The organism is Mangrovactinospora gilvigrisea, assembly GCF_001879105.1.
GTDB classification, from domain to species: Bacteria; Actinomycetota; Actinomycetes; order Streptomycetales; family Streptomycetaceae; genus Mangrovactinospora; species Mangrovactinospora gilvigrisea.
In genome coordinates this window covers 15,979-28,838 of sequence record NZ_MLCF01000063.1, presented here as the reverse complement: position 1 = coordinate 28,838, position 12,860 = coordinate 15,979, and the positions used below count along the sequence as shown (strand labels likewise).

Annotated in this window: 13 protein-coding genes; 7 read left to right on the top strand and 6 right to left on the bottom strand. The window is 68.9% G+C overall.

The window, feature by feature from the left end; all coding sequences use genetic code 11:
- Positions 1–38: 38 nt before the first annotated feature.
- Entirely contained in the window at positions 39–788 is a 750-nt protein-coding gene (locus BIV57_RS13090; protein WP_071656943.1) for an IS5/IS1182 family transposase, read from the bottom strand.
- 391 nt (positions 789–1,179) lie between these two features.
- Here BIV57_RS13090 and BIV57_RS13085 point away from each other — a divergent pair, with 391 nt between their 5' ends.
- Both BIV57_RS13085 and BIV57_RS13080 read left to right on the top strand, forming a co-directional pair.
- On the top strand, positions 1,180–1,419 hold the full coding sequence (locus BIV57_RS13085) for a plasmid mobilization protein (RefSeq protein ID WP_139275637.1): 240 nt from the start codon (positions 1,180–1,182) through the stop codon (positions 1,417–1,419).
- Positions 1,419–1,790 (top strand): toxin Doc, encoded by a 372-nt coding sequence (locus BIV57_RS13080; protein WP_071656941.1) that lies wholly within the window; start codon positions 1,419–1,421, stop codon positions 1,788–1,790. Before BIV57_RS13085 ends, BIV57_RS13080 begins: the two co-directional genes overlap by 1 nt.
- A 528-nt stretch (positions 1,791–2,318) precedes the next feature.
- Here BIV57_RS13080 and BIV57_RS13075 read toward each other — a convergent pair.
- A complete protein-coding gene (locus BIV57_RS13075) occupies positions 2,319–2,576 on the bottom strand; it encodes a hypothetical protein (RefSeq protein WP_071656940.1) in 258 nt (85 codons plus the stop codon).
- Here BIV57_RS13075 and BIV57_RS13070 point away from each other — a divergent pair.
- Positions 2,566–3,522 carry an AAA family ATPase gene (locus tag BIV57_RS13070; RefSeq protein ID WP_139275635.1) on the top strand — a complete coding sequence of 319 codons (957 nt, stop codon included), beginning with the start codon at positions 2,566–2,568 and terminating at the stop codon, positions 3,520–3,522. The genes BIV57_RS13075 and BIV57_RS13070 overlap by 11 nt on opposite strands.
- 306 nt (positions 3,523–3,828) lie before the next feature.
- Entirely contained in the window at positions 3,829–5,298 is a 1,470-nt protein-coding gene (locus BIV57_RS13065; protein WP_107409559.1) for a hypothetical protein, read from the top strand.
- A 549-nt stretch (positions 5,299–5,847) separates the two neighbouring features.
- Here the strand turns inward: BIV57_RS13065 and BIV57_RS13060 are convergent.
- Both BIV57_RS13060 and BIV57_RS13055 read right to left on the bottom strand, forming a co-directional pair.
- Positions 5,848–6,219 carry a toxin Doc gene (locus tag BIV57_RS13060; protein WP_071656938.1) on the bottom strand — a complete coding sequence of 124 codons (372 nt, stop codon included), beginning with the start codon at positions 6,217–6,219 and terminating at the stop codon, positions 5,848–5,850.
- Positions 6,219–6,470 carry a hypothetical protein gene (locus tag BIV57_RS13055; RefSeq protein ID WP_071656937.1) on the bottom strand — a complete coding sequence of 84 codons (252 nt, stop codon included), beginning with the start codon at positions 6,468–6,470 and terminating at the stop codon, positions 6,219–6,221. Before BIV57_RS13055 ends, BIV57_RS13060 begins: the two co-directional genes overlap by 1 nt.
- A gap of 664 nt (positions 6,471–7,134) precedes the next feature.
- Between BIV57_RS13055 and BIV57_RS13050 the strand changes: the two genes are divergently transcribed.
- The 3 genes from BIV57_RS13050 to BIV57_RS13040 all read left to right on the top strand — a co-directional run bounded on the left by BIV57_RS13050 (position 7,135) and on the right by BIV57_RS13040 (position 10,507).
- Complete coding sequence (locus BIV57_RS13050; protein ID WP_071656936.1) at positions 7,135–8,610, top strand: AAA family ATPase; 1,476 nt, start codon at positions 7,135–7,137, stop codon at positions 8,608–8,610.
- Positions 8,611–9,402: 792 nt separating this feature from the next.
- Positions 9,403–9,894 carry a hypothetical protein gene (locus BIV57_RS13045; RefSeq protein WP_139275633.1) on the top strand — a complete coding sequence of 164 codons (492 nt, stop codon included), beginning with the start codon at positions 9,403–9,405 and terminating at the stop codon, positions 9,892–9,894.
- A 250-nt stretch (positions 9,895–10,144) separates the two neighbouring features.
- On the top strand, positions 10,145–10,507 hold the full coding sequence (locus BIV57_RS13040) for a hypothetical protein (RefSeq protein WP_071656934.1): 363 nt from the start codon (positions 10,145–10,147) through the stop codon (positions 10,505–10,507).
- Between the two features lie 166 nt (positions 10,508–10,673).
- On the opposite strand, the gene BIV57_RS13035 is transcribed toward BIV57_RS13040, so the two are convergent.
- Positions 10,674–11,987, bottom strand: a complete 1,314-nt coding sequence (locus tag BIV57_RS13035; protein ID WP_071656933.1) for a hypothetical protein — start codon at positions 11,985–11,987, stop codon at positions 10,674–10,676.
- Between the two features lie 255 nt (positions 11,988–12,242).
- Entirely contained in the window at positions 12,243–12,761 is a 519-nt protein-coding gene (locus BIV57_RS13030) for a hypothetical protein (RefSeq protein ID WP_071656932.1), read from the bottom strand.
- Between the last annotated feature and the right edge of the window lie 99 nt (positions 12,762–12,860).

Here is a 12,860-nt window from a genome sequence, read left to right as displayed (position 1 = left end):
GACCGACCCCGCACGAACAAGGTAGGGAACCTTTTTCATCATGCCGCTGAGCTGACGTGATGCAACGTCATGATCGCCTGGGCCACAGCGGTGATGCGATTGGTGCTGCATCGCAGCTTCCGCAGCAGCCGCCAGGTCTTGAGCGTGGCGATAGCGCGTTCGCCGGCCGCTCGAATCTTGGCATGGGTGATGTTGACCAGCTTCGGTCCGCGAGGCAGGCCGCGGCCCCAGATCGGAGTGCGAACCGTGCCGCGGGCGCCGCGATAGCCGCGGTCGGCGAAGACCGTCACCCCGGCCTCGGTGAGCGCGTCGATGATGCCGTGGGTGCTGTCGTGCACGGCGCCAGCAAGGGCCGGCGAGGCCCAGATCAACCGGCCGATGGGGTCGGCGATGACCTGCACGTTCATACCGTGCTTGCGGTGTTTCCCGGAGTAGAAGGGCCGGTCGGCGGCGATCCGATCGATCGGCAGCAGCGTGCCGTCGAGGATCACATGGGCCTTGCCGGATGCGACGGCCGCCGCCTGTTTGAGAGTGGCGGCCCGGGCGGCGAGCACGTCGACGGCCTCGCGTATGTAGCGAAAGGCCGTGGCGATGCCGATCCGGAAGCCGGCCGCGGGCTGGGCGTGGGTGTGGCCGACGCGCAGGTGGGTCAGGACGAGCAGAGCCTGGCGCCCGGCGCTCAGGCACCGCCAGCGGGTGCCGAGGACGACTCGACGGCGGGCCAGTTCGTGGGTCAGGTAGCGCAGGGTCGAGCTGGACAGGTCGAGTCCGGACGGGTAGACCATCATCAGAAGCCCCTGGTGGCAGACGGTTGATCGTGGTTGACAACTCGTCTACCACAGGGGCTTCGTCTCGCCTGACACAACGTCATGCGGCGTGCTGACCTGGGACTTCAGGTTGGAAAGACCTCAGTGACCGCCGACAAGGGCACCCCCAAGGCCGCCAACGCTTCGGGCGCGTTCGCCTCCGCGCGCTGCAACGGCTTCGGATCCTGGACGCTGGGCAATCAAGCGGCGCGTGAACTGCACGGCTGTAGGACCATCCACGGACTCGGCCGGGTCGACTTCCGCCGAATCAGGCCGCTGCCTCGCAGCAGACCCGTCCCTTGTATACAGGGCCCAGGGGACTTGCGGCAGCAATCCCTCCCGAGAGATGCCGATCGCCGCGTACCGTGGGGCCATGGCCGAGACCGACCCCCAGCCCGATACACCCGTCGAGGTCCGCTTCGACCCCGCCGAGTACGCCGCCCTCAAGGCCGCCGCCGAGGCCGCCGGCGTCCCGGTCGCCGACTACGTCCACGACGCCAGCCTCCGCGAGCAGCAGCACCGCACGTTCAACGCGGCCGCCGATGCGGCCTGGGGGGCGCTGCGCGAGGAGTTCGACGCCAAGTTCCCGCCGAGCAGCAGCCGCGCCGCCTGATGCTGCTCACCATCGACATGCGCTGGCTCCTGGAGGTCCAGGACCGCCACCTACCCGATGCCATAGCCGTGGGCGACTTCACCGGATTAGCCGCCGCTGTAGCCCGTCACGCGCACGAACCCGCGGCCCTGGGTCACGAACCCGATCCTGCCTGGCGCGCGGCCTGCCTCATGCACACCCTGGTGCGCCTGCGCCCGCTGCCGGAGCGCAACGAGCTGTACGCCGCCGTCGTCGCCATCGGCTACATGGCCGCCTGCGGCGAGGCCATCGATCCGCCCTACGGTGCCCTCACCGACACCGCCGGCGACGTCCACGCCTACCGGGTGGAGACCACAGAGTTGGCCGAGCGCATCCGCTCATGGCGCATCTAACTCCGGCCCAACCTGATTCCGCGCCCGGCCCGGTCTGCAGCGGCCCTCGAAGGTATCGGGGCCCATCCACTTGCGGGTTCGGCGCTAGGCCGCGTAATGGGTCGTGATCAGTCCGAAGCCGTCGCAGCGTCCTTGAGCCAGGTCATCGTGGCCCGTAGGCGGACGCCGGCCAGGTAGCCGGCCGGGGTCCTGTCGATCGGGTGGCGATCCCCCGCCATGCCTTCAGCTCGCTGATCAGGCGCTCGACGATGTTGCTTGTACAACGCGACGCCGCACCCGACCGGCCGACCGGCCGACCGGCCGACCGCACAGCGAACCCCGGTTCCTGCTGTGGGCGGCCTGGTCCCTCGTCCGCCGGACTCGCCGGAGCCCTCGGTGACGCCGCTGCGGGTGGTGTGAAACAGCGCAATCCGGCACAGAAGCGGGACGGTGAGCCGGCCGGGGCGTGCTCGGGCGCGGTGGCGGCGAACGCCAGCAGGGTGGGCCGGCCGTCCTTAAGCGCCCGGAGCACGGTGTGGTCCAGGACGATCACCGGCGCTCCGCCAGGCTACTCAAGGACGCCTTGGCCTTGCGGCCGCGTTCCAGGTCAGCCTCGGTCAGGCGGACGCCGTTGGCGGCAGCCACGTGGGTGAGGTTGCGCTCCACGGCTGCGCGCCGCTCTGCCTCGGTGGGCGTGGTGGTGGCGAGGGTTTCGACCAGGGCGCGGATGGAGATGCCGCGTTCGTCGGCGAGCTGCCGGAGTCGGTCCCGCGCCTCTTCGCTGATCTTGATCGTGGTGTCAGCCATACCCGAAGAATGCCAATGGTTGCCGTGCGGAGCGAAAAACCCGGAAGCAACCAGCGGCCCGGCGAACCCGATTTCGACTTCATCGACCTGTTCCCCCGCCTACCGCGACTGGGCACCGGGTGGCGAGGCCCCCGCGTCCGTCGCCTCCTTCGACAACTGGGTCGTCGACAACGTCCTGGACCGATTCAGCCCCTTGTTTCGCGAAGCCCGCTACCTGCTCGCCGAGGAACCCGACATCCGCGACAACGCTCTCTACCACTCGGTGCTGGCCGCCGTGGCCGAGGGCAACCACACCCGCGGCGGGATCGCCGGCTACCTCGAGCGCAAGGCCACCGACATCTCCTACCACCTCACCGTCCTGGAGGACGCAGGCCTGCTGACCCGCGCGGTCGACGCCTTCCGGCCCGGCCGCAGCGCCTATCGCATCAACGAACCCCTGGTCGCCTTCCACCACGCGGTGATGCGGCCCGAGTGGAGCCGTCTGGAACGCCAGGGACGCGCGGCCCAGGTGTGGACGGCCAGCGCCCGCCGCTTTGCCGGCAGCGTGGTCGGACCCCGATTCGAACAGATCGCCCGCGACTGGGCCCAAGACCACGCTCCCGACGGCCTGTTCGCCCTTCCGGTCGCCGAAGTCAGCTACGGCGTGGTCAACGATCCCGAACACAAAACCTCCCACGAGCTCGACCTCGTCGCCCTCGGACGGGACACCTCGGGGCAGCGCGTGATCCTGGGCATCGGCGAGGCCAAATGGCAGGAGCAGATGGGCGCCGGCCATCTGGACCGCCTCAAACGCATCCAGGAGCTGCTGGTGCGCGCCGGACATCCGGGAGCCGACAGTGCACGACTGGTATGCGTCAGCGGCCGCCCCTTCTCCGCCCCACTGCGCGAGGCCGCCGCCCACGGCGACGCCCATCTGATCAGCCTGGATGACCTCTACCGCTCCTGATCACCAATCTCGAGGCATGAGCCGTCGTGCCCCGAATCCTGTCGGGTAGCCCACGGAGCCCGCCCTGTGTCATCGGGGTGGCAAGGCGGCGCATGGCCCAGTCCCGGCCGCCCTCCGCCCTCACCGGCAGCGGCCCGCCCGGCTGTAAGTCGACCAGATCCGGTCGGCCTCGGTTACACCCGCCCCGGCGCCCAGAAGCGCCGTATCGTGCCAAACCACTCGTCCGAGTGCGTTTCCGATCCGCTGCCCAGCGCCTCCACTAGGGTTCGAGGCCCTGGTGTAGGTGGTTCGAAGGCGGCCGAAGCCATGAAATACACCCTGACGGAGAAGCAGACCGCTCTGCTGCAGCAGATCTCGGAGTCCGACAGTGCGCTGTCCGTCTCCTCCGAAAGCTCCATGACCACATGGGCATTGAAGACCCGCGGGCTTATCAAGACCGACGGGTACGGCAGCAGCGAGGTCGCCGTCATCACCGCCGACGGCCGCTACTACCTCAAGCACGGTCGGCACCCGCGCCAGGAGCAAGAGGAGCGGCAACGCCTCCAGCAGGACCCCGAACAGGCCGCCCTCGCCCCTTCGGGCGGGTCCGAGCTCATCGCCCGCCTGGGCGACGGCGACGGCACGGTCACCGTCCCTGATCCCGGTCCTCAGACTCGGGCACGCTGGCGCAACGCGTACTACGACGCCCTCCACCACTGCCACATCCCCGCCGGCCGAAAGCTGCGCTTCACCGGCCGCCAGAGCGGCGACTGCACCTTCACCCTGGTCGACGAGGAGGCCGAGCGGACCGCCCAGCCTGCCTCGCTACCGGTTATCGAGGTGCCCGACAGCCTGGATCGTCCACACCCGCTCGTCCGGGCAACGCAGAAGGTCCTGGGCAGAGCGAAGGACATCATCGACACCCGCGGCCGCGCCAAGGTCATTCCCCTCCACATCACGCGCCCCAACGCCGAGCGAGCCCTTCGGATCATGCACGCACTGCTGACCGAGGCGGAATCCCGCGGCTACGCAGTCGATTCCCACACCGACCTCGCCGACGGCGAAGCCGTGCACCGCCTGGCCGTCATCATCGGCGGCACCGCGTTCTCCCTCACCCTCACCGAGCGCACCAGCAAGGTGCCGCACGAGCCGACCCCGAAGGAGCTCCGCACACGCGCACGCAGCCCCTGGATACGGATCCCGAAGTACGACTATGAGCTCAACGGCCGCCTCTCTCTCGACGCGCACACCTTCGGCACCCGGTGGCCGGCCTCCTCCTCACACGCCGACGGCGCCCGCTGGACTCTCGAGTCCCGCCTCGGCCGATTCCTGCGCGATCTCGAGGACGGGGCCAAAGAGATCGAGCACAGACAGCAGGAACAGACGCGCCGCGAGACAGAAGCGCTACGCCAGTGGTACGCGGTGATCGTCCAGGCCCGCCGACGGCAGATCGACACAGCACGCGACGACGCTCTCACCGGCCAGCTGCAGCGATGGCGCAGGGCCGCCGAGATCCGTGCCTTCACCGAAGCTGTCCGTGACCGCCGGGGCGAGACGGTCTCCGCAGCGGAACAGGACTGGCTGCGCTGGGCCGAGGAACACGCCTCCGCGATCGATCCGCTCTCCGCTCCACTGCTTGCGCCGAGGGATCCTCCGGCCGATCGCTTCACGTTCCGCGAACTGGTCCGCGGAGACCTGTACGCCCATCCGTGGCCCTTCGACGACGAGGGCAACTGGGTCCTGCCCGAGGACGAACCGACAGACCAAACCCCTCGTTCCGGGCCGGACCAGGGCTGACATCGCAGCCGCTCTCGTCGGACGGGAGCGGCTGGTAGTGAGTTCGCGAGGCGTTCGGCACAGGGAGCAACTTGCAGGGCACGGTGTGCGCTGGGGGGGGCCGCCGGGGCGTGGATGCCTGGACGCGAACCGGGGTTGGAACATGGAGAGGTCGGGGCGCCCGGCCTCGTCGACCTGAACGGCCTCGCCGTCGAGAACGACCGCGTTCTCCCAACCGGGCCGCGAGGTCTGTACACCCCCGCGCGTTGGTTCGCTCCGGCTGCCCGCCCCGTCGGGTCGTGATCACCCGGCCGCCATTCCACGTCACCTCGTACGCATACTCGCCCGACCGGTCCCCGCAAGGATCGGCGCGTGGGCGGGCGGCTCCATGACCGCCATTGTGAGGGTGATCGCCCGGCGACGCGCGGCCCCGGGAATGGGTAAGGCGACGCCAGGTCAGATCCTTGCCCACGGCAGGACTTTCCCACGACCGCGGCGGCTCCTCACCACGGTTCCCCACCGCAGATCACCGCCTCCGCCGCGTATATCCAGCACCGGCGTGTGCGGGTGTCAGACGCGCCAGTCGCGGATCCGTCTGGCGACGTCGAAGACGTCGACTTCGCCGGCACGCACGCGTTGAGCCAGCTCGATCAGTTCCTTCGGGCCGGCGTCGATGGTCTCGGCGCACATGTGCATGTAGGCGGGGACCAGCGCGCACGCGAAGAAGCTGTTGCGGGCCGGCAGCGGCTCCAGGCGCAGCACCGTGTGCAGGAGGGCTGCCGCGCACCAGGCCGGATCCGGGTCGATCCCCAGGCGCGGTGTGTTGACCCGGTGCCGGGCGACGGCGGCCACCAGCGCTGAGTAGTCGCTGATCTCGGGCGTGCTGGGCATGATCTCCGACTGCCGCTCGAGCAGCCAGCGGATGTCGACGTGGACGAGCATCAGGCGGCGGAACCGGAGGGGTGTCGACCGGACCCCGGCACCTCGTCGGGGAATGCCTGGTCGAACTCGGCCTGGTGGGCGCTGATGAACTCGCGGAAGACCTGGGCGCCTTCGCGGAGCGCACGCTGGTGGCTGATTTCGGCGGTCGCCGACTGCTTGAGCAGGGCTTTGAGGGTGATTCCGCGCTCGTGCGCCTCGGCGCGCAGCGCGGCCATCTCTTCGTCACTGAAGTCGACATTCAAAGCTGGCATGCTCCCACCGTAGCAGCGGGTACCTGGATTGGAAACATTCCAGGTCAAGTAGCATCGATCGCGGTACCGGAGCTGGTTCCTGGGCGGGCTCCTCTCGACGAGGCGTCCCCCTCCCAGATGCGAAGGCCCAGCCGGAGTGGAGGTGCCAGAGGCCAGCATCCACCGCCGCGGCAACTCTGTCGGTGAGCCCGCAGCAAGCCTCAGCATAGAGAGGTTCACTTTATAGAGGTGTAGTTCTCTGTTACTGGAGAGACTCTCAGTGCTGACGCCGGCTCTTGCCGCCGTCACCCACTTGCAGCAGCGCGGGGAGCACTGGACCGCTTCGGCTGCTGCAAGGAGAACACTTCGACCGCATCCTCCGCGCGTTCGCGAACAACGGCTCACGTCAGCAGCGCGGAGAACACGCGCTGATTGCCGAGAAGGGCTCGCCGAGTCCTACGACTCGCCTCCGCAGCACGGGGACGATCCCAACCCGGACGCGATGAAGCTGACCGTACGCTCCCCGCAGATGCGGGGGTCCCGCGCGCGCTTACTACCGGAGCGTGGCAGCGATCGCCCCTTCCCCGTCAGGCTCAGGTGCCGCTGGTTCACTCCACAGCGGCATGCAATGATAGATGTGGCTATTATAGATACAGACATTACTACTCAATTGGGGGTGCTGCTCATGGACAAGCCCGCCGACATGTTCGATCGCGACTTCGAATGGGCTGAGCTGGTCCGATTCGCCCAGCACACTCGCCCTGGGCCGGCCCTGGGTGTGGTCTCCGGCCGCCGCCGCCAGGGCAAGACCTTCCTCCTGGATGCACTGACCCAAGCCACCGGCGGGTTCTTCTTCGCCGCTAGTGAGGCCACCGAGGCAGAGTCGCTCCGCCAGTTCGGTACGGCCCTGGCCCGCTACGAGCAGCGTCCCACGCCTTACCACTTCGCCCACTGGGACGAAGCCGTGCAGACCATGATGACGCTGGCGCGCCCTGGCGACGCTCCGGTGACCGTGGTCCTGGATGAATTTCCATTCCTGGTCAAAGCCTCCCCCGAACTACCATCGCTGCTCCAGCGCGCCCTGGGCCCGAACGCGCGACGCGAAACCGGACCAATCCGGCTGCTGCTGTGCGGCTCAGCGCTGTCGTTCATGGGTGGACTGCTGGCGGGAACCGCCCCGCTTCGCGGCCGCGCCAGCCTGGAGCTGATCGTCCCCACCCTCGACTACCGCCTGGCCGCCCGCTTTTGGGACCTTACCGACCCGCACCTGGCCCTCCTGCTCAACGCGGTAGTCGGCGGCACCCCGGCCTATCGCCGCGAGTTCGTCCTGGACGACGCCCCCACCGGACCGGACGACTTCGGCCCTTGGGTGCTACGCAACGTCCTCAACCCGGGACGCCCCCTGTTCCGCGAGGCCCGCTTCCTTCTCGCCGAAGAACCCGACATGCGCGACACCGCCCTCTACCACGGCGTGCTGGCGGCCATCGCCGCCGGCAACCACACCCGCGGCGGCATCGCTTCCTACCTCGAACGCAAATCCACCGACCTCGGCCACGCCCTGACCGTGCTCGAAGACACCGGCATGGTGGTGCGTGACCCCGACGCCTTCCACCGCAAGCGCTCGGCCTACCGCATCGCCGAACCCATCCTCACCTTCTACTACGCACTGATGCGCCCGGAATGGAGCGACCTGGAACGCCCCGGGCACGCCGCGCAGGTTTGGGAACGCAGTGGCCACACCTTCGCCAGCAAGGTGGTCGGACCGCACTTTGAGCAGGTCGCCCGATCCTGGGCCCGCTGGCACGCCTCCCCCGAAACGCTGGGCGGATTGCGCACTCGCGTGGCCTCAGGCACCGTCCCCGACCCCTCGGCCAAAACCAGTCACGAACTCGACACCGTGATCTTCGGCCGAGACGAAGACGGCAGCGAACGCGTCCTGGCCATCGGCGAGACCAAGTGGAACGACACCATGGGCCTGGGCCACCTGCGCCGCCTGGACCACATCCGCGAACTGCTCCACGCCCGCCCGGGCATCCGCGCCGACACCACGCGCCTGCTGCTGTCCAGCGGCGCCGGCTTCACCAACGACCTGCACGACCTGGCCGAACATGACCCCGCACTTCAACTCATCAACCTCGAGCGCCTTTACCACGGCGCCTGACAGGCAGAGCCGCCAAGTGAGCAGCAAGTCCCTGCGCACACCTCAGATCCAACTTGTGTGCTCCCCGCGGACGCGGGGATAGCCCCGAGTAGCCCGACATCGAAACCCCGATACGAGTTGGGGGGAAGGTCTGTCCGGTGCATCAGGTTCGTCGGATCTCGGCGTGTAGGGCGGTTCACGGCGAGGCCGAGCAACAGCAGACCACAGGCGCCCTATTCGATCCTCATCCACATCGGGAGGAAGCCCAGTGGCGCGGACGCAGTTGCAGGCCGCGTGGGCAGCAAAGGGCTGCATCAGCAGGACATGGACATCGGCGGTGATTAGCTCGTGGTGACCGGGGATCGGGCGGGCCGCGCCAAAGATGACGATGCTGAGCACAGCGTAGGCGCCGACTGCTGTCAGCACCGAGACAGCCTTGGGCACGGAGGCAGGGGCATCCTGCCACTCCGACGGATACGCTCGGGATCCAGAAGGGCCACATGCGGACGGGGCTTGCCGCGCGCACCCAGGTGGATGCCCCATCCTATCGGCGCCCACCATCGAACTCGTCCTCGGCCCGCGACGGTTCCGCTGTGGCCGGTGCTGAGGTGCGGCCCGCCGCCCTGGCAGTCACCGGCCACGTCGACCGCGTCAAGCTCCCGCTCGGGCTGGCGCCCACCTGGCGATGGCTGATCACCACGCCCGGCGCTGGCCTGATGGAAGGGTCACCCGTTCCGCCCGGACAACGCGCTGCTCCACTGCGCACATGAAAAGTTACCGGGAGCAATCGGTGCTCTGTCTGCGAGGTGTGGCATGTCTGAACAGCAATGGCAGCCCCAAGACGGCGGCGAAGAATCGGGGTCGGCCGCTCCGCCGCCGGAGGCGCAGCAACCTCCGGGCAAGAAGCCTCGGAACAAGTGGAAGATCGGCTGCCTCGGCTGCGGGGGCCTCGTGGTGATCGTCGGGATCATTCTCGCCATCGTGATCCCCATGAGCATCAACAGCGAATCCAAGAAGACTTACAAGATCCACTACGAGGTCACCGGCACTGCGACTCACGCTGTGATCTCCTACAGCAAGTGGGACAAGGACAACTGGTCCACCAGCCAGACGACTGTGGACAAGCTGCCGTGGACGCGGACGGAGACGGCGACCGGGTTGGTCAAGGGTGGAGATCTGTCGGTCACCCTCGGAGCCGGCGGGGGGAGCGCGAAATGCTCGGTAACCGTCAACAAGGGCACCCCCAAGACCGCCAACGCCTCGGGCGCTTTCGCATCCGCCAGCTGCAACGGCTTCGGTTCCTGACACTCGAGTCGACCACGGGTCACGTGACTGGCTCGGTGCCCGCACAGGCCGACGTCCCGGCGATAGCAAGGATCTTGCTGTCGCGGAGGGCCGCTTGTTGGTGCTTCGGCCCCGAGGATGCCGCAGTGCCGACTGGAGGTGATCGACGGCTGCTGCACCGGTCCCGACTCGGCCCTGGACCTGTGCGCGTCGGGCCGTCGGACCCGAAAGTGGTCGAAGCCCAAAGCTGCTGGTCAGTTACTGTGGCGGCATGACTGACAGTCTGCCGGAGGACGTGGCCGACGTTTTTGACCTCGTGCTGAGCCCAGCAGATCCCGTTCACATGGCTCTCCGGCTGCAGGTGCCCCGTCTCAAGGTGCTGTCCCGTTGCCTGTGCGGGTGCGGCACGGCCTGCTTCGAACTCGATGCCGACGCGGTGGTGCCGGCGCCGACGGGCCTCGGCACCGTCGTGGCTGCCGATATGCCGCTGACGACCGAGCTCGGCACGTGCCCCGGCGAGGTCCTGGTCTTCGCGCAGGGCGGCTACCTCTGCTGTCTGGAGGTCTGCTCCTGGAGCGACGACGTCGAGGTGGATCTTGCCGCGGCGCGGCGCTGGCTGCAGCCGGCTTCCTGAACCTGAGTTCCCGCCGCCGCCACGCGCCGACCAGTATCACGCGTTCACCTCCAGTGGCCGTCGGCGACGGGGTCACCCCCGATCGCCGTCGCCCCGGCATTCCCGGTCGATGTGGCCTCCGTCAGAACCGACGGCGCCGTTGAAGGCGGTTGGGCGCCGCGCACGCTCACGGTGAGGGCGAAACCCAGGCTCCGGGCTCAGCCGGATGGGGCAGGTACCAGGTGCTGCGGTCCTCGACGGCCTCGAGCCACTGGGCGAACGGCAGCTGCGCCAGCGCGCGCCGCTGCTGCCGCTCCCCCGCCTGCCTAAGCGAGGCGAGGATGTCGGCCTGGATGTCGCGGTCTCGCTGCCGCTTCCACAGCAGCAGTTCGCGGCGGGTGGTGAAGTCGGCCGGAACTTGGTCCGGGTCGTTGCTGGCCAGCTTCGGGCCAGCGGCGGCGAGGGTGGCGAACGCGGCAGCGAACGCGCTGTTGGGCGGCGTCGCCTGGGCTCGGCCGCCGCATCCGCAGCCGCAGGTGTCGCGGGATGCGGGCAAGCCGCGGCCCTTGTTGAGCTGGCCGAGGAGGTAGCCGGCGATGTCGCTGGGCCGCCAGGTGCGCGGCCAGGACCAGGCCCAGGCGGCGAGTTCGGCGGCGATCGCGGCGGCGTCGAGGCCGGCGTCGATCATGGGGCGCAGGGCGAAGGCGAGGCGGCGCAGCGGCAGCCGCTGGGTCCAGGGCACTCGGGGTCGGACCTGGGCGGCGAGGGCGATGTCGGCCTGGACCTTGGCGGGGCTGCGGCGCGGCCGGCGGGGTGTGCGGGTGGGTGTGCGCGGAGTTGGTGCGGAGGAGGTGGGTGGGTTTGTTGCCGCGCTGCGCGCGGGGTTTTTTGTTGTCCTGTCGTCAGTTACGTGTCCAGTAGAGGGGTTTGAGGTAACAGAAGGGGTCCACGGGCGGCGGATCTTTCGGGTCGTTCGCGGGGGGCGGGTGCGGCCCGTGAGGCGGGCGGTGTAGCCGGTTCCGCGGGTGCGGTGGCCCATCGCCTGGTCGTAGACGGGCGGGGTGCAGGGGGCGTAGAGGGTGGCGGTGGGGCGGTAGCCGGCGCGTGGGTGGTCGCGGTGGGGCAGGGCGTTGGCGCGGGTGCCGTGCTGGGCCCAGGCCAGGAGGCCGAGCTCGCGCAGGATCTTGGCGTGCTTGGCGACGGTGGAGCGGCCCAGGCCCAGTTGGGCGCAGGTGCGCTCGAGGCTGTAGGGGATGTGGCCGTCGCGGGAGCGGTGCATGCGGACGGCGAGGGCGTGGGCCAGGCGCAGGGTGGTGGGGCCGGCGTCGGGATGGAATCCGGCGTCGATCATGAAGCGGACGGCGGGGAGGAAGTCGCTGGCGTGGCGGGTGCGGCGTGAGGCGGTGGTGGCGATGTGTTGCTGGGTGCGGTCGGTGACGAGGGTGTGCGCGAGAGTGGGGTTTTTGGGCAGCGTGCAGCCGCCCTCCTGGCGGGTGTGCATACTGGAGGCTCCAGGAGACAACAAAGGACCTGCCGCGTCGGCGTGATGTTCGTGCCGGCGGATGAGGGCGCCACGAATCGAGCGATCAGCCTGCTGGCAGGCAGCTGACGCCGGTGGTGGCCTTTATGCGGTTGTGGGGTGTGCAGTCACCTCCTTCGGGTCGGTGTTGTTCTTGTCCGGGCGGGGCGGCTTGTTGGCGCTTGTGCGCCCCGCCCGGAGGGTCTTTGTCTCGTCAGCAGACGGCTGGGTGGGCTGTCATGCTGCCGAGTGGTCTGGTGTGGTTGAGCCGGCCTTGGCCATCTCCCCTGGTGCGGGCTTGGGGAGGGCGGTGGGGTGGGGTTCGGTGGTGCGGTGGAGTTCGAACCCGGGGGGGAGTTCGTCGATCCAGGCGCCGATGGGTACGCGGAAGGCGGCCCGTTGGCGTAGGCCGGCGCCGAGGAAGAACATCTCTTCCGGGTGGCTTTGGGTGACCTGGACGTCGTCGGGCATCAGCCACAGGGCGGTGGCCGGCGTGGTGCGGGGGTCTCCGGCGGCGTCGCGGGCGGCGTTGACGGCCACGGACAGCCAGATGGCGGCGTCGCGGGTGACGGAGCGGGAGCGGCGGTCGCCGGGCCACACGATCTGGTCGGCGACCGTGAACGTCCGTACGGCGATGACGTCCTCGCCGTCCAGGGACTGGAGGCTGATCAGGCCGAGGTCGACCGCTTTCTGGACCCAGATCCTGTTGACGTTGGCCGCTTTGGCGAGCGAGGTCGTGGTAATCCGCCGGGGCACCGGGGTTTACCTCCTGACGGGGTTGTAGATGAGGGCTATGGCAATGCTGACGCTACCGCAGTGGACAGCGGTTCTGCCACGACATGTCAGATCGGCGTG